We start from the raw sequence: 15,590 nt of genomic DNA, 5'->3' as shown, positions 1-15,590 counted from the left end.
CCCGCCCTTATTCCTTGGGCGCGATCCGGGCGAGTTCGGCCATGAGCGCCTGACTGCTCTGGCTGGCATTGCCGCGTGTGGGCAGTTGCCCTTCCTCGATCATCGCGTTCAATTGGGCGCGGCCACGCCCGACGCGGCTTTTGATCGTGCCCACCGCGCATCCGCAAATCGCGGCGGCTTCCTCATAGGAAAAGCCGCCCGCCCCCACCAGCAACAGCGCCTCGCGCCTTTCGGCGGGCAATTCCATCAGCGCGCGCGACAAATCGGCCAGATGCAGCGGCGCCTCTTGCCCCGCAGGCGTTGTCATGATGCGGTCCACCTGCGCCTCGTCATAATCGGCGCGAAAGCGGTTGCGGCGCATTTCGGTGAACCACGCATTGCGCAGGATCGTAAAAGTCCACGCCCGGATCGATGTGCCCGGCACAAACCGGTCCCGCGCCGCCCATGCGCGCAGCAGCGTATCCTGAACCAGATCATCGGCCAGATCGGGCCGCCCGCAAAGCCCGCGTGCAAAGGCGCGCAAATGCCCCGCGACCTGGGTTAATTCGCGTTTGAAATCGGGGGGCTGATTGTCGGGGCTGCTCATTCGGTGTCGCGGTCAAGCCGGGACAAGAGGTCGGACAGGAAATCGGGCAGCGGTTCATCGACCACTTGTTGATACATGTCGCGCAACGGGGCGGCCCATGGCGGCGCCTCGTCCGATGTGGATTTTCCGGGCTTGGGGGCATGCTTTTCCTGACCCACGGCATCAGGTGTTATGGCAGGATTTTGCGAGACGATATCGCCCGAAATATTTGCATCTTCTGGCTCTTGCTTGCGATTCACATCAACCTGCCCAATTTGAGCGCCCCCGCCCAATCCACATATCGCGCATAATCACGATGGGACGGGAACGAAGCTTGCCCAGCTTGGTTCCCACACGCAACCGTTTGTTGCATGATGACGTTGCAAAGTGGCACAATGCGCGGCGTAAGGGGTGAGTTTTGGATCGTATCGTGGCGCATCGGGTGGGGTCGCAAGGTTGGTATGAACGGATGCCGCGGGCCTTGCCTATGGCCGGTTTCCTGCTCGTGATGCTGGCCACGTCGCTTTATGTCTATGCCACCGAACGCAGCGAAGCCGCCCAGCGACAGCAGGAATCGCGCGCCGCTGCCAATGTGGTGGGCGCGGCCTTGGGGCGGCGGGTCAATGCACATACGGCCTATCTGCGGGCCGCCGCGTTGCTGCTGGAAAAGCGGTATGACATGACGCAGGCGCAATTCATCGCCCTGTCGCAGGAATTGTCCGAGGATGAGGAATATCGCGGCTCTGAAGGTATTTCATGGGCCGAGGCGATCACGCCTGAACAGATCCCGGCGTTCGAGGCCGCGCGCCGGGCCGAAGGTCTTGAGAATTTTACTGTCCACCCGGCGCCCGCGCCCGGCACGAGGCTTTTGACGCCGGTCACCTATCTGGGCGATCCGACGCCGCGCCGCCGCCTGTCCTATGGTTTTGACATGTACGCCGAGGCGCAGCGCCGCACCGCCATTGAACGCGCCAGACGAGAGCGCCGCCCGATCGGAACCGGCCCGATCCGGCTGGAAATGGACAAAGGGCGCCCAAGCTGGCCCGGTTTTCTGATCTACATGCCGCTGTTCGATCGCGGCGCGGGGCGTTTTCGCGGCGTGCTGGGCGCGCCCTTCAACGCGCAGGTCTTTTTGCAGTCGGTCATCGATCTGGAACCGGTGAAGAATTTCTCGGTCTCTCTTTATGACGGGGTGGTGCGGCCGGAACGCCTTCTGGCGCAGGTCGGGCCGACTCAGGCGGGGGAAGGTCAGGTGCAATTGCCGGTCATGCTGGCCCACCGCGCGATGGTGGTGGTGGTGCGGCCACCGGCGGGGCCGGGTCTATCAAAAGTGGCGATTACGACATTGGCGCTGGGGTCGTTGGTGGCGGGGTTGCTGGCGGGCATGGTCTGGCTCTTGGCGCGACAGGCGGCCGAGGATCGCGCCTCTTTGGCATGGCTGCGTGAACAGGCCTCGATCCGGGGGATGCTCAGCCGGGAATTGAACCACCGGGTCAAGAATACTCTGGCCAATGTGTTGTCGATCATCGCGCTGACCCGGCGGCGGGGCAGCGATCCATCCTCACCCGCGCTCAATGAATTTGCCGATGCGCTGGAGGGACGCATTCGAGCGCTGTCGGCCACGCATGACCTGTTGATCGCCAGCAATTGGGGGACAACGCCCTTGCGCGGGGTGATCGAGGCGGAATTGGCCCCCTATGCGCGGGGGGATGACGGCAAAGTGGTGATGAGGGGGCCGGATGTCGTTCTGGCGCCCAATGATGCGCTCTCGCTGGGGCTGGCGATGCATGAATTGGCGACCAATGCCAGCAAGTATGGTGCCTTGTCGGTCCATGGCGGATGCGTGTGCATCGATTGGGCGCTTTTCGGTGCGGACCGGGTTCAGGTCATCTGGAAAGAATGCAACGGCCCGCCCGTTCCCGCCGAGCGTCAGCGCGGTTTCGGCACCGAATTGATCGAGCGCATCCTTGTCCATGAATTGGGCGAGGAGGTCGATCTGGATTTTGCGCCCGATGGCGTGCGCTGTACGATGATCCTGCCGCTGCGATCACCCGCGATGTTTCAGATGCGCGCCAAACAGACGCAGGCCGCCGATCAGGCCTGAGGTGGCTGATGGAAGAACAGCGCCTGCGCCATGGCGGCCTGCACCGCGTCCTCACGAAACGGCTTGGTGATCAGCCATGTCGGTTCCGGCCCGTCGCCGGTCAACAGCCTTTCGGGAAAGGCGGTGATGAAGATCACCGGCACATCGGCAATCGCCAGCAGGTCGGCCACCGCATCCAGCCCCGATGATCCATCGGCCAGTTGTATATCGGCCAGCACCAGTCCCGGCACGCCATCGGCCATCAGCTTTTGCGCCTGAGTGCGCGTTGCGGCGGTGCCGAAAATTTCATGACCCATCGTTGAAACCAGCGCTTCAAGCTGCATCGCGATCAGCGGCTCATCCTCGATGATCAATACGCTGGTCGCGCTGTCGCGGGCGATCTCGGCCACCGCTCCCTTAGCCAGAGCTGTCGTTTCCTCGGTGGTGAGGTCAAGGATGGTGGCGGCCTGATCGGGCGTGAAATCCTCAATCGTGGTCAGCAACAAGGCCTGACGAGCGAGCGGTGCAATCCGGCCCAGCCGGACATCGGCGGGATCGGTGCTGTCAACATGGGCCGGGGCAGGGCGCCCGGCGAACAGGCCGGCAAAGGCACGATAAAGCGGCAGGCGCCCCCCGCTCAGGCTGGCGCGCAATTCCGGCTGCGACAGGGCGGTTTCCAGCAGGCTGCGTACAAGGCCGTCACCTGCCTGCTGATCCCCGGTCAGCGCGCGCGCATAGCGCCGCAGGAACGGCAGATGCGATGCGATTTCAGTTCCCAAAGGCATATCGACCCTCAAAAGCGGCTGTATTCCCGCGATTTTCTGACGCAATCGGCGGTTTGTCGACGAGCTATCCTAGCCGTTCCCATCTTTTGTGCCACCGTTTGCGTTGTCGCGAAAAAAAATTTCAATTTTCGGGAACCAACGTCGATGACCGTGGTTTCCTCTATGTCACTGCTGCAGACCCCCCTCCCGTCCTAAGCGCGGCGGTGACGCGATCCCGTGAAGGCCCTTGCTCCCCCCAGAGCAAGGGCCTTCTAATTTTACGGATCACAGGTCCTTTTGATAGATCTGATATTCCTTGTTCACGGTGGAATGGATTTCACGTGCGATGGAATTCATGCCCTGATTGTCGTCAAGGATCCAACCGATCTCGCCCCGGCTGGCGCCATAGTTGGCGACAGAATTGCGGCGGATATATTCGATCATCATAAAGGCCAGCTGGCTGGCCATGCGGCTGGATTGCAGGCGTTTGCGCACACCCATCAAAGGCACGCGCATCGTGCGGACCTTGGGCCGCCAGATCCACAGCAGCAGCCGGATCCAACCCAGCGGCGAGGGCTTGGGGCCGATCTTCTTCAGGATCTCGTTCATATCGGGCAGGGTCATCATGAAGGCGACCGGTTCGCCATCATATTCGGCAATTTGCACCAGATCGGATTTCACCAAAGGCTTCAGCTTCTTGCCCGTATAGGCCACTTCGCTGTCGGTGATGGGAACAAAACCCCAATTGTCGCTCCACGCATCATTCAGGATGTCGAGGATGATCGCGGCTTCCTTGTCAAATTCCTTGAGGTTGACGCCGCGAATGTTGATGCGCGGGTTCTTTTCGCCCGATTTGACGATGCGCTGGATGAGCGGCGGGAATTCCTGTGTGATGTCCAGCTCATAGGTGTTGAGCATCTTGGCAGGCGTGTAACCGGCGGCCTCGATCCAGGGCTGGAACTTGGCGTTTTGGTGGCCCATCATGACCGTCGGCGGATGGTCGTGGCCCTTGACCAGCAGGCCCGGCTCTTCCCAGACGGACAGGTTCATCGGGGCGACCACGCGCGTCATGCCCTTGACCCGCAACCAATCCTCGGCGCTGGCGATCAGGATATTGGCGATTTCCTGTGTTTCGGCCTCCAGCGCGCCCCAATTGCCGGTGCCCGGACCCATGCCCTGTTCGACGGGCTGGCTGGTGGCCTGATGGTCGATGATGGCGGCGATACGGCCCACAATCTGCCCCCCGCGCTTGGCCAGCAGCAATTGGCAATCGGCATGTTCGTGAAAAGGATTGCCGCCGGGCGTGACCTTTTCGATCTCTTCCATCCGCAATTGAGGCACGAAATTGGGGTCTGCGGCATTGGCCACATAGACGTAATCGACCCATTGCGCGCGCTCGGCCTTGGTGTTGGCGGGCGTGATGGTGATCGCGGTCATCGAAAGGTTCTCCCTGGTACTCTTGGGCGATTGTGTAGCGAGGGCGTTCAGGAAGAAAAGAAAAATGCGAGGGGTGGGCGCCCCTCGCATCGTGTTTTCGTGCCTGATGCGCCGGGTTCAGGCTTCGGTGTCCATCCCCACCGCTTCGGCGGCATGGGCCAGAATCTGTTCCCCGGTCGGCGCCTTGGCGTCTGCGGCCAGCTTCTTGGCATTGGCCAGAGCGCGGCGGCGCGGATGGTCGCTGGCGATGCCGCCCGACAATTCCTTTACCCAGGGATATTTCTTGGCCACTTCCTCGGTATAACCCAGGTTGAACACGGTGGGGCTGCGGCCCGGGCGGTCCTTCTTTTCATAATAGGTGCCCAGAATGTGGTCCCACATGTAATTGGTGATGCCGAAATTGCCGTCTTCATCGACATAGTGATGTTCGTTGTGGCGCTGCTTCATGTGCTGCACCCACTTCCACTTTGGCTTGAAGGCCAGATGCTGGATGCAATGCATGAATTCATAATAGCAGGTGGTCAGGATGCCGATCGAAAAGGCCAGCGCGGCCCCGCCGATGCGGTGGCCATCTTCGGCAATCAGCGCGCCAACCGGGGCCGTCGCGATAAAGATCGTCGGCACAGTCGTGTGCAGCGCGCCGAACAGAACCTCCAGATGGTTGGGGTCCTGATGGTGGTCATAGTGGATGCGCTTCCACGTGCTGGCCAACAGCTTGAATTTATACGGCCACTGACCATGCAAGATATATTGGTGCAGCAGGTGCCACACCAGCGGATAGACCGCCGCCGCCGCCGCCACGATGGCCACCGCGCGCCACAGGCCCGTCGGGTTCCACGCGAAAACGACAAAGCCCGCCGTCGCCAGCGCCAGATAGGCCACGATCGTGTAATGCTGGAAATAGGCAAACACCAGATCGCGCAGGGTCATGCGGTCCAGATAATGCGATCGCTTCCAGAAAGGCAGCTTGGCTTCATCAATGGCGGCGTTGTTGGTGGCCACTTGGTCGTTTCCTTGAAAGTCTTGGCGCATATTTAAGTGTCGGGGCCATGCTGGGCAAGCACCTGTGCCCATCAAGGCAACAGGTGCCCGGCTGATTGTGGCCCTAGATCATGCAAATGGGGCATAAACGGGGCAAAAGACAGATCGGCGTCAGGGGTGAGACGATTTGTGCCTTTTGAGTTGACCAGTCGACGACCTATTCCTCGGTCCGTACCAGCACGGTTTCGCCCACCAGCAGGAACAGGATAAAGGGTGCCCACGCCGCCACCAGCGGTGGGTATCCACCGAAATTGCCGACCGCCAGGCTGAGATTGTCGACCACGAAATAGGTAAAGCCCAGTGCCATGCCGATGATGGCGCGCACGAACAATTGCCCTGAACGCGCCAGGCCAAAGGCCGCGACCGAACCCAGCAGCGGCATCAACAGCGCCGAAAGCGGGCCCGACATCTTGTGCCACCACTTGCTTTCCAATTCCGATGTGCGCCGCCCACCGGCGCGCAGCGACTGGATCGTGTGATAGAGTTGAAAGATGTTCATGCGGTCGGCATCGGCCTGGGTAATATCGATTTGCGACGGGGTGATGCCCTGTGCCACGATCATCGAGGCGGATGTGGTCAACTTGGCGCTGGCCACATCAAAGCTTTCCGGCTTGTCCAGCCGCCAGCCCGGCGCGGCATAGGTGGCCAAGGGGGCAATCACCCGCTTGGTGATCAGCCCTTGCGGGTCGCGTTCATACCATGTCACCCCGCGCAGACGGATGGCCTTGCCGCTGCCGTTCATCATATCGGCGCCAAGGATATTATGCCCATCGGCCAGATAGATATTCGTCCGCTCGGCCGGTTCGTTCGGGATTTCGCCATATTGCACATTCTGCCACGCCTTGAGATCGGCGGTGGCGCGCGTGACGACCATTTCGTTGAACACAAAGCTGATGCCCGACACGACCATGGCCGTCGCCAGCATCGGGGCGAGGATCTGATGCGCGGAAAGCCCGGCGGCGCGCATCGCGATGACTTCGCTGTTCTGGTTCAGCGGGAAGAAGGTGAAGAGCGTGGCCAGCAGCACCGAATAGGGCAGAAAACGCGCCACCAATTGCGGGCTGCGCAGCGTGACATAGTGCCAGATCTGCGCCTGACCATTGCCGGGATGGGCCAGAATATTGCCGCTTTCCGACAAGAGGTCGAGCATTTGCAGGACCAGCACCAGCATCACCAGCACGCCCAGAATACGCGTGATAAACAGGCGCGACAAATAGAGCGTCAGGGTGCGCGAGGGGAACAGGTCCATCATGCGTCACCCCCTGCGCGGGCCTTGTTGGCGGCGGTGCGGTCCAGCATGCGCGTGATCGCCTTGCCCAATTTGCCCGAAACACGTTCCAGCGCGCCGATCGGCTGACCACCGGGCACATAGGCCAATGTGTAATACATCCAGCCAATGATCGCGGCGAAAATGGCAAAAGGTACCCAAAGCGCGATGGCCGGATCGATGCGGCCCAATTCGGCCACCGATTGCCCGTATTCATTGACCTTGTGATAGGCCACGACCATCACAATCGACACGAACACGCCCAGCGATGATGTCGAACGCTTGGGAGGCACGGCCAAGGCCACCGCCAGCAAGGGCAGCATCAGGATCATCACCACTTCGACCAGACGATAATTGAGGCTGGCCATGACGACGGTTTTTTCATGGTCGCTGGCGCCTTGGCCCCAACCGATCTTGAGCAGTTCGGGCAGGACATATTCGCGTTCACGCCCACCGCGCTTGCGGAATTTTTCCAGCGCGGGAAGGTCAATGGGCAGATCATGGGTGCTGAAACTGAGCACGCGAGGGCTCAGGCCCTTGGGGCTCTGCACAATTTGGCCATCGGTCAGGCGCAGGATCACGGTGTCGAGATTTTCCTGAAGCGCGAGGAAGCGGCCGTGATGCGCGCTGATGGAAAGGACTTCGCCATTTTCCTCGGTCACGCGGGCGAAAATGCCGACCAGTTCGCGACCGTCGTCACGGCTCTGCTCGATGCGCAGGCTCATGCGGTCCTTGAGCGTGTTGAACTCACCCACCTTGATCGAGGCGCCCAGCGCGCCGGTGCGCAATTCGAAATCAAGCTGTTCGTAATAGTAACGCGCCAAAGGCTGCACATAGCCGACAATCAGCAGATTGACCCCGGCCAACAGGATCGCGATCAGGAAAGGCACGCGCAGCAACCGCGTATAACTCAGCCCCACCGCGCGCATCACGTCCAGTTCGCTCGACATGGCCAGCTTGCGAAACGCCAGCAGCACGCCCAACATCAGCCCCAGAGGGATCGCCAGACTGGCATATTCGGGCAGGAGGTTGGCCAGCATCTTGAACACGACGCTGACCGGGCCGCCTTCGGTCGACACGAATTCGAACAGGCGCAGCATCTTGTCCAGAACCAGCAGCGATGCCGCGATGACAAACACCGCCAGCATCGGCATCAGCACCAGCCGAAAGATATAGCGGTCCGCCGCCGTGAAGAATTTCATGCGTGACCCTGTGCGTCGGCGCCCCGTTGGCATGGGGTCTGGCGAGGGGACTGGCTGGTTTTCACGGGATGGCGGCTCTCTTGGCAGAACGGGCAAAGAGGGTCGACGCAAGCGACGGCATCAACCCAGACTTTCCGGTTCAGTTAAGCGGGCCCGCGCCCAGGCGCAAGAGGGGCGAGGCATATGGGAGCCAAATCCGCGTCAAACTGTGGCTTTGACGCTTATGCCTTTTCCAAAGTGCATTGCAGCGGATGCTGGTTTTGCCTTGCGCAATCCATCACCTGATTCACTTTCGTCTCGGCGATTTCATAGGGGAAAATGCCGCAAACGCCGACGCCGCGCTGATGGACATGCAACATGACGCGCGTGGCCTGTTCCAGATCCATATTGAAAAAGCGCTTGAGGACCATGACCACAAACTCCATCGGAGTATAGTCATCGTTCAACATCAAGACCTTGAACTGGCTCGGTTTCTTCGGCTTTGCACGGGTGCGCGTGGCCAGGCCGATCTGCCCCTGACCGCCGCGATCATCATCATCGCTGTTGGCCAGGATGGTCAGGCCATCGAAAGCGGCATCGACAGACGCCGCGTCCATACACAGGGCCGACGAGCCAAGTGTGGCCGAGTTAGGGATACAGGAGAGAATCATCCGGCCCAAATACCGCGAATCAGGGGGGCAGGACAAGCGCTTCTGTCGCATGCCTTTGATGATCTCCGGCTTAACGGTAAGCCGGGCCGAAACAGGCTAGCGCGCGAGACCATTCGACACAATAGAAAAGCGGATGTGGCCTAGGCGCCGAAAAACCCGGCTGTCCAAGTGAGAGGGCGGACAACCGGGTTTTGGCAGGCATGAGCGGCGATGTGCCGCCCACCATCTATCGCTTAGGCAGCAGTCTTGATCTTTTCGACCGCCATCGAAACGCGGGTCGAGATCGGCTGAGCAGCTTCATTGGCCAGCTTGATCAGGGCTTCCGAATGCTTCGAAGCAGCAGCGACGGCTTCGTCGAAGTGCTTCTTGGCCAGGTCGTTCTGCAGCTTGAGGAAATCGGTCGGGCTTTTGGCTGCGGCCAGTTCCTTGACTTCGGCGGTCAGGGTTTCAAAACCGCTGCGGCCTTCCGACACATAGGCCGAGGTCATTTCCTGAAGGCCAGCGGCCAGGATCTTGCTCGATTCGACCAAGGCTTCAACGTTGCCCTTGGCGAATTCGCTGTAATCACCAAACACCGAGGTGCTCTTTTCATAGGCGGCCTTGGCCTTTTCCTGCATGTCGGCAAAAGCGGTCTGGAAGGGGGCGGCAAAATCGAAGCTCGGGAAGGTGGACATGGCAAACTCCTTGGCGAAGATGGTGGGCCAGCGCGGCGGCTGGGCGGCAGTTTCGGTCGGCATTGGGGTTTCGGCGCTCACCTCCACGGCGGGTGCTTCAACCTTGGAAACGGGGGCTGGGGCGGCAGGCTTGACCGTCGGCTTTTTGACGGCAGGCTTGCGAACGGGCTTTTGGGCCACCGGAGCGGGAGCCGGCGCCTCGACCGCGGCGGGAGCTTCAGGCTCCACCACCGGGTTTTCAACGGGCGGCGTTTCGATCGGTGCCTCTACAACGGCAATCGGAGCTTCTTCGGCCGGCGCAGCTTCGACGACCGGGACTTCCTCAACCGGTGCGGGCGCGGGTTCGATTACTGTTTCTTCAACAGCAGGCGTTTCAACCGGAGCTAATTCTTCGGCCACAGGCGGCAATTCCGCTTCGGCCGCAATCACGGGTGCCGGTGCGGCGGGTTTTTCGGCGACGGCGCGCGCGGGGGTTCTGCGAAAGTTAGCCTTGATATTGGGCTTCTTGCTCATTGGACCTGCTTCCCGCTCAACCGGCTGTTGATAAGGTGAATGATGCCAGCGTTTCCGATTTGATCGGACCTGCCGAAATCCTCGCCTTTGTTGCGGTGCACAATGACGCGCCGGGGCGCTCGAGTCAAGAGGTTTTTGTGCGTTGCAGCATGCGATTCCGCCATTTCGGTTTCGATATGCGCAATGCTTGATCTAAATCAAATGTATCCGGGCATTTCGTAACAGAAACCCAACGCGAAAAGCTGGGGAAGCTCGCGGGTGCACATGTGGCATTTCGCACTTGCAGCATAAGGAGGCGGCTAAACTCTCCCTTATGACATCTTTACGTAATTGCCCGGCGCATCGGCCAGAACCTTGTCACCTCTTCCGCCCGGTACGCGCTTGGCCTTTGCGGCCACTTCGCCCGGCGCTTGTTCTTTCAACCAGCCCAGCCAGTGATTCCACCAGCTGCCCGGTTTCTCCGTCGCTTGCGCCACGAATTCGGCCAGAGTGTCAGTCTTTGCCTCATTGGTCCAGTATTGATATTTCTTGGCCGCAGGCGGATTGACCACACCCGCAATATGGCCCGACCCGGCCAGAAGAAATACATGCGGGCTGTTCTTCAACTGCGCCGCCAAACGCCATACGCTTTCGGCAGGCGCGATGTGATCCTCGCGCCCGGCCTGAATATAGGCGGGGGTGGTGATGCGTGACAGATCAATGGGCGTGCCGCATCCCGACAAGGCGTCGGGTTTGACCAACAGATTGTCACGATACAGATCGCGCAAATAGGATTGGTGCCATCCTGCGGGCAGATTCGTGCTGTCCCCGTTCCAGAACAACAGGTCAAAGGCCGAATAGTCTTCGCCCAGCAAATAGTTACGCGTCACATAGTTCCAGATCAGATCCTGGCTGCGCAACAGGTTGAAAGTGGCCGCCAGATAGCGTCCGTCGATCACCCCATTCTTGGCCAAAGCGCCAATCGTTGCCAATTGCTGATCATCGATAAAGGTTTTGAGTTCGCCTGCCTTTTCGAAATCGACCTGCGCGGTAAAGAAGGTTGCGGTGGCGACCTTATCCGCCTCGCCCCGCCGCGCCAAAATTGCCAGCGTCGCCGCCAGCGTCGTTCCGGCCACGCAATAGCCGATCGTATGCACACTGGGCACTTTCAGGCGGGTGCGCACAACATCAATCGCTTCGATCTGGGCGCCGATATAATCGTCCCATGTCACCGCGCCCCAATCGACATCGGTGTCCTCCGGGTTGGCCGAGCGCCAGCTGACCAGAAACACAGTGATCCCCTGATCCACCGCCCATTTGACGAAGCTTTTTTTGGCGTTGAGGTCGAGAATATAAAAGCGGTTGATCCACGGCGGAAAGATCACCAGCGGGGTTTCCATCACCTTCTCGGTGGTGGGCGTGTACTGGATCAATTCAAAGAAGGGGGTGCGATGCACCACCTTGCCGGGCGTGGCGGCAATATTTTCGCCCACCTTGAAGGCGTTGCGGTCGGTATGGCTCAACTGGCCACGTTTCATGTCGTCCAGAAGGTGTTCAAGCCCCTTCACCAGACTTTCGCCGCGCGTCTCGATGGCCTTTTCCATGACCAGAGGATTGGTCAGCGCAAAGTGATCCGGGCTGAGCGCCTCAATCAAGGTGCGCGTATAGAAACGCAGTTGATCCTTGCGCGGTTCATCCAGCCCTTCGACCGAATCGGCCATGGCGGTGATCTGTTCGGCCATCAACAGATAGGTCTGATGCACCAATGCAAAATAGGGCATCTCGCGCCAGGCGGCATCGGCAAAGCGGCGGTCGCTGCGGGGCAGGGGAATGGCATGCGATTCGTCGCCCTTGGACTTCAGCCCCCATTGCGCCAACACGCCTTCCCACAGCTTGATCCCGTCGGACAACAATTTCTGCTGCGTATCGGGGCGCACCAGCGGGATCTGGCGGCTCCACATTGACACCATTTCATTCATCGCGGGCGACAAAGACGCCAAACCGTTGAGTTCCGCCTTGAACAAATCGCCCGACAACAGGCCCGACATGGCCTTTCCGGTTTGTTCGGCCTGAAATTCCATCCATTTGGCCTGCATGCGTGATGCGGCATCGGCCCAATGGGCGGCATCCTCGCTATCGCCCAGAATGGCGGGCGCATCGGCCAGCAATACACCCGCCTGCTCCAACGCATCGGGGATCGCGGTTTTCGGGTTAAGCCATTGATCCATTGTCTGGCTGGCCACCTCGAAAGGGAGCATCATCAAGCTCGACAGCGGATCGAGGGAAGGGGCCTTGGTGCCGGTGCCTTCGATCCCGTCGGTTGTGCTGCTCATCCGCTTTTTCTCCCGGTTGCCTCAATCGGCCCGCAACATGATACGACTGTGCCCCTGCGGCAAGCGTTTGATGCGCCAGCATGGCGTAAAATTCATGACGCCCATCGCAGTTTTGGTTGCCGCGCAAATTTTTTGCATCCCGCTCTCGCGTTTCGGGGCAAAAAGGCGCATGGGAGCGGCCTCCCCCGCCGTGGTGGCGCCGCTTGGGCGCCTGCACTACGTCATGGTGGCGTATGTGCCGATGCGTGTTCGTGGGGGGCAAATACAGGAAAGGTCCAATGTCCGAAGAATTCTACCGCATGAAGCGACTGCCGCCCTATGTCATCGCCGAAGTCAATGCGATGCGGGCCGCAGCACGAGCTAGCGGGCAGGACATCATTGACCTTGGCATGGGCAATCCTGATTTGCCGCCGCCCGCCCATGTGATCGAAAAACTGTGCGAAGTGGCGATGAAGCCCAGCGCGCATGGCTATTCCGCGTCCAAGGGCATCCCCGGCATTCGTAAGGCGCAGGCCAATTATTATGGCCGCCGCTTTAACGTCGAACTGGACCCCGAAACCGAAGTCGTGATGACGATGGGTTCGAAGGAAGGTCTGGCCAGCCTGGCGACCGCGATCACCGCGCCCGGTGATGTGGTGCTGGCGCCCAACCCGTCCTATCCGATCCACACGTTCGGTTTCATCATCGCGGGTGCGACGATCCGCAGTGTGCCCACGACGCCGGATGAGCGTTATTGGGATTCGCTGGACCGCGCGATGAAATATTCGGTGCCGCGTCCCTCGGTGCTGATCGTCAATTATCCCAGCAACCCCACGGCCGAAACGGTCGATCTGGCGTTTTATGAACGGCTGGTGGCGTGGGCCAAGGAAAACAAGGTGTGGATCCTGTCCGACCTTGCCTATTCCGAGCTTTATTTCGACGGCAATCCGACGCGTTCGATCCTTGAAGTGCCCGGCGCCAAGGATGTGGCGGTGGAATTCACCAGCATGTCCAAGACCTTCAGCATGGCCGGTTGGCGCGTGGGCTTTGCGGTGGGCAACAAACAATTGATCGCGGCGTTGACGCGGGTGAAGTCTTACCTTGATTACGGCGCCTTCACCCCGATTCAGGCGGCGGCCTGTGCGGCGCTTAACGGCCCGCAGGATATCGTTGAACAGAATCGCCTGCTCTATCAAAAGCGCCGTGACGTGATGGTCGAGGCTTTTGGTCGCGCCGGTTGGGATATTCCCAGCCCGAAGGCGTCGATGTTCGCATGGGCGCCTCTGCCGCCTGCGCTGGCGCATCTGGGCAGCCTTGAATTTTCCAAGCAATTGTTGACCCATGCCGAAGTCGCCGTGGCGCCGGGCGTGGGTTATGGTGAAGATGGCGAAGGCTTTGTCCGCATCGCCATGGTCGAAAATGAACAGCGCCTGCGTCAGGCAGCACGCAACATCAAGCGTTACCTTACCAGCATGGGCGTCAATGTGCCTTCGGGTAAAACGGCCTGATTTTTCAAAATTTTGGAAAATTCGCCTCGCCCGGTACAGAAATGTGCCGGGCGATTTTGCTTCATCCAAAATTTACCTTATTAGACCGATTTTCGGGGGATGAACCCTAAAAAGTCCTTAACCAATTGAAATTACCTTTGGCTCAGCTATTGTGACCACTGTCCCCCCGTCATATCGCTGTTATGTTTTGGGGAGTGTGCAGTGCGCTGTTTTTATTGGCTTGCTGGACGCGCAATTTTCGGGGCGGCGGATCTCCGATTATGTGGATGGCGATTACAGACAGCGTTCGTTAATGATGTGGAGGCGGTCGAGGCGTTAAAGCCGGACGGCCCTGTGTTGGTTGATGTTGAGACGGTCGATCCTTTGGTCTGGAAATGGATCAACAGCGCCCGTGCCGTATCGCTGCGTCGTTGGTGCATTCCTATCGGCATTGGTGAAGGGCAGGAACGGGCGCGCCTGTTGCGGCGTGGCTTTGGCGACGTTTGTGATCCGTTGATCGGTCTGGCCGAACTTCATGCAAGAGGTTTGCGGCTTCAGGGGCAGGCAGAGATGTTGGTGCGTTGGCGGCACCACGGGCCTTTGCGGCTTGATCTGATCGAGCGTGACGCCTTTGTCGGCAAAAAGGCGGTGGGGTTACACCCCAGGGAATTCGCGGTTCTTTGGCGCTTGATGGATACGCCGGGCGAAACCGTCGACAAGCGTGAGTTGCTGCGCGACGTCTGGAATCTGACTTTCGTGCCTGAAACGAACAGCGTTGCGGTCCATGCGAGTCGTTTGCGGTCAAAACTGGCTGCGGCAGGGCTGCCGGGGTGGATTCAGACGGTTCCTGGCGGTGGATATCAGCTGTTGAACTGGATAAATCCGGATGCGGAAGATTTTAAAAATATCCAAATAGGTGTCTAATTGTCGAAATTATCCAAAAATGGATTATGCGTTAGTTATTTTATCCTATTTGGAATTTCACATCATTCGGCGCTTGTCGATTCGCAGGATCCGGCCTAATCCGGCCTTGCCTTTCAGGCATCCTCTCCCAAACTTCCACGACCCAGCTTCGGCTGGGTCTTTTTTTGCCCTCGAAACGTGGGGTTGTAACCTATTTGGCGATGCATCAAAGAAAACGCCCCACACCTTTGGGGGTGTGAGGCGCTTTTTCCGCAATTCAGGTTCTCTGACCGTTATCGGCGTCAACCGCCAACCTGTGCCGTCCAATCCGCCAGATTGTAATAGACCGAAACCCGCGCGATCAACCCATCGCGAAAGGTGAAAAAGGCGCCTGCCGGCAGGACATAGGTTTGCCCATTTGCATCGGGCAATCCATCATCCGTAGCCAGATAGGCGCCATGCACCACAAATTCGGCGGCTCCGCGCGTGCCATCCGAATGGGCCATCAGGGTGATTTCCTCCAGCCGCTCACGATAACAGCGGTCCATATGGGCCAGAAACGCGCGAAAGGCTTGCCTGCCGATCTGGCGCGAACCCTGATTGATGTCATGCGCCACATCATCGGTCAGACAGGCCAGCATAGCCTCATTATCCCCCGCATTGAACGCGTCATAATATCGCGCCAGCAGGGCAAGAGCTTCATTCTGATTCAT

16 protein-coding genes are annotated in these 15,590 nt (G+C 59.5%); 4 read left to right on the top strand and 12 right to left on the bottom strand.

What is annotated here, in order from left to right; translation table 11 throughout:
- Positions 1–7: 7 nt before the first annotated feature.
- Positions 8–586: a sigma-70 family RNA polymerase sigma factor gene (locus tag ACZ9HU_RS08420; RefSeq protein ID WP_476104235.1), complete on the bottom strand. Its 579-nt coding sequence runs from the start codon at positions 584–586 to the stop codon at positions 8–10.
- Positions 583–825, bottom strand: coding sequence for a NepR family anti-sigma factor (locus ACZ9HU_RS08415; RefSeq protein WP_476104234.1), 243 nt, complete (start codon positions 823–825; stop codon positions 583–585). The genes ACZ9HU_RS08420 and ACZ9HU_RS08415 overlap by 4 nt, the downstream gene beginning before the upstream one ends.
- Positions 826–983: 158 nt before the next feature.
- Here ACZ9HU_RS08415 and ACZ9HU_RS08410 point away from each other — a divergent pair, with 158 nt between their 5' ends.
- Positions 984–2,669 (top strand): CHASE domain-containing protein, encoded by a 1,686-nt coding sequence (locus ACZ9HU_RS08410; protein WP_476104233.1) that lies wholly within the window; start codon positions 984–986, stop codon positions 2,667–2,669.
- On the opposite strand, the gene ACZ9HU_RS08405 is transcribed toward ACZ9HU_RS08410, so the two are convergent.
- From ACZ9HU_RS08405 to ACZ9HU_RS08375, 7 genes are all read right to left on the bottom strand, one after another.
- On the bottom strand, positions 2,660–3,433 hold the full coding sequence (locus ACZ9HU_RS08405; RefSeq protein ID WP_476104232.1) for a response regulator: 774 nt from the start codon (positions 3,431–3,433) through the stop codon (positions 2,660–2,662). The genes ACZ9HU_RS08410 and ACZ9HU_RS08405 overlap by 10 nt on opposite strands.
- A gap of 264 nt (positions 3,434–3,697) precedes the next feature.
- Positions 3,698–4,849: an N-acetyltransferase gene (locus ACZ9HU_RS08400; RefSeq protein WP_476104231.1), complete on the bottom strand. Its 1,152-nt coding sequence runs from the start codon at positions 4,847–4,849 to the stop codon at positions 3,698–3,700.
- A gap of 117 nt (positions 4,850–4,966) precedes the next feature.
- On the bottom strand, positions 4,967–5,851 hold the full coding sequence (locus ACZ9HU_RS08395) for a sterol desaturase family protein (RefSeq protein WP_476104230.1): 885 nt from the start codon (positions 5,849–5,851) through the stop codon (positions 4,967–4,969).
- Between the two features lie 196 nt (positions 5,852–6,047).
- Positions 6,048–7,142, bottom strand: coding sequence for an LPS export ABC transporter permease LptG (gene lptG / locus ACZ9HU_RS08390; protein ID WP_476104229.1), 1,095 nt, complete (start codon positions 7,140–7,142; stop codon positions 6,048–6,050).
- Positions 7,139–8,359: an LPS export ABC transporter permease LptF gene (gene lptF / locus ACZ9HU_RS08385; protein ID WP_476104228.1), complete on the bottom strand. Its 1,221-nt coding sequence runs from the start codon at positions 8,357–8,359 to the stop codon at positions 7,139–7,141. Before lptF ends, lptG begins: the two co-directional genes overlap by 4 nt.
- A 221-nt stretch (positions 8,360–8,580) precedes the next feature.
- Entirely contained in the window at positions 8,581–8,955 is a 375-nt protein-coding gene (gene clpS, locus ACZ9HU_RS08380; protein ID WP_476104227.1) for an ATP-dependent Clp protease adapter ClpS, read from the bottom strand.
- 287 nt (positions 8,956–9,242) lie between these two features.
- On the bottom strand, positions 9,243–10,196 hold the full coding sequence (locus ACZ9HU_RS08375) for a phasin family protein (RefSeq protein ID WP_476104226.1): 954 nt from the start codon (positions 10,194–10,196) through the stop codon (positions 9,243–9,245).
- On the opposite strand from ACZ9HU_RS08375, the gene ACZ9HU_RS08370 reads away from it, so the two are divergent.
- Entirely contained in the window at positions 10,196–10,387 is a 192-nt protein-coding gene (locus ACZ9HU_RS08370) for a hypothetical protein (protein ID WP_476104225.1), read from the top strand. The genes ACZ9HU_RS08375 and ACZ9HU_RS08370 overlap by 1 nt on opposite strands.
- A gap of 120 nt (positions 10,388–10,507) precedes the next feature.
- Here the strand turns inward: ACZ9HU_RS08370 and ACZ9HU_RS08365 are convergent, their stop codons facing one another.
- Together ACZ9HU_RS08365 and ACZ9HU_RS08360 are read right to left on the bottom strand one after the other, a co-directional pair.
- Positions 10,508–12,508 (bottom strand): PHA/PHB synthase family protein, encoded by a 2,001-nt coding sequence (locus ACZ9HU_RS08365; RefSeq protein ID WP_476104224.1) that lies wholly within the window; start codon positions 12,506–12,508, stop codon positions 10,508–10,510.
- A gap of 21 nt (positions 12,509–12,529) precedes the next feature.
- Complete coding sequence (locus ACZ9HU_RS08360; RefSeq protein WP_476104223.1) at positions 12,530–12,679, bottom strand: hypothetical protein; 150 nt, start codon at positions 12,677–12,679, stop codon at positions 12,530–12,532.
- Between the two features lie 107 nt (positions 12,680–12,786).
- On the opposite strand from ACZ9HU_RS08360, the gene ACZ9HU_RS08355 reads away from it, so the two are divergent.
- On the top strand, positions 12,787–13,995 hold the full coding sequence (locus ACZ9HU_RS08355) for an LL-diaminopimelate aminotransferase (RefSeq protein ID WP_476104222.1): 1,209 nt from the start codon (positions 12,787–12,789) through the stop codon (positions 13,993–13,995).
- Positions 13,996–14,328: 333 nt separating this feature from the next.
- Complete coding sequence (locus ACZ9HU_RS08350) at positions 14,329–14,898, top strand: winged helix-turn-helix domain-containing protein (protein WP_476104221.1); 570 nt, start codon at positions 14,329–14,331, stop codon at positions 14,896–14,898.
- A gap of 281 nt (positions 14,899–15,179) precedes the next feature.
- Here the strand turns inward: ACZ9HU_RS08350 and ACZ9HU_RS08345 are convergent, their stop codons facing one another.
- A complete protein-coding gene (locus ACZ9HU_RS08345; RefSeq protein ID WP_476104220.1) occupies positions 15,180–15,590 on the bottom strand; it encodes a ketosteroid isomerase-related protein in 411 nt (136 codons plus the stop codon).

Source organism: Novosphingobium sp. Sphag1I (assembly GCF_056279125.1).
This window is presented reverse-complemented; position numbering and strand designations above follow the sequence as displayed.

Coding starts and splice junctions, on each gene's coding strand:
- ACZ9HU_RS08420 (WP_476104235.1), bottom strand. CDS start 586: ATGAGCAGCCCCGACAATCAGCCCCCCGATTTCAAACGCGAATTAACC.
- ACZ9HU_RS08405 (WP_476104232.1), bottom strand. CDS start 3,433: ATGCCTTTGGGAACTGAAATCGCATCGCATCTGCCGTTCCTGCGGCGC.
- ACZ9HU_RS08400 (WP_476104231.1), bottom strand. CDS start 4,849: ATGACCGCGATCACCATCACGCCCGCCAACACCAAGGCCGAGCGCGCG.
- lptG (WP_476104229.1), bottom strand. CDS start 7,142: ATGATGGACCTGTTCCCCTCGCGCACCCTGACGCTCTATTTGTCGCGC.
- lptF (WP_476104228.1), bottom strand. CDS start 8,359: ATGAAATTCTTCACGGCGGCGGACCGCTATATCTTTCGGCTGGTGCTG.
- clpS (WP_476104227.1), bottom strand. CDS start 8,955: ATGGACGCGGCGTCTGTCGATGCCGCTTTCGATGGCCTGACCATCCTG.
- ACZ9HU_RS08375 (WP_476104226.1), bottom strand. CDS start 10,196: ATGAGCAAGAAGCCCAATATCAAGGCTAACTTTCGCAGAACCCCCGCG.
- ACZ9HU_RS08365 (WP_476104224.1), bottom strand. CDS start 12,508: ATGAGCAGCACAACCGACGGGATCGAAGGCACCGGCACCAAGGCCCCT.
- ACZ9HU_RS08360 (WP_476104223.1), bottom strand. CDS start 12,679: ATGCGCCTTTTTGCCCCGAAACGCGAGAGCGGGATGCAAAAAATTTGC.
- ACZ9HU_RS08355 (WP_476104222.1), top strand. CDS start 12,787: ATGTCCGAAGAATTCTACCGCATGAAGCGACTGCCGCCCTATGTCATC.
- ACZ9HU_RS08345 (WP_476104220.1), bottom strand. CDS start 15,590: ATGAATCAGAATGAAGCTCTTGCCCTGCTGGCGCGATATTATGACGCG.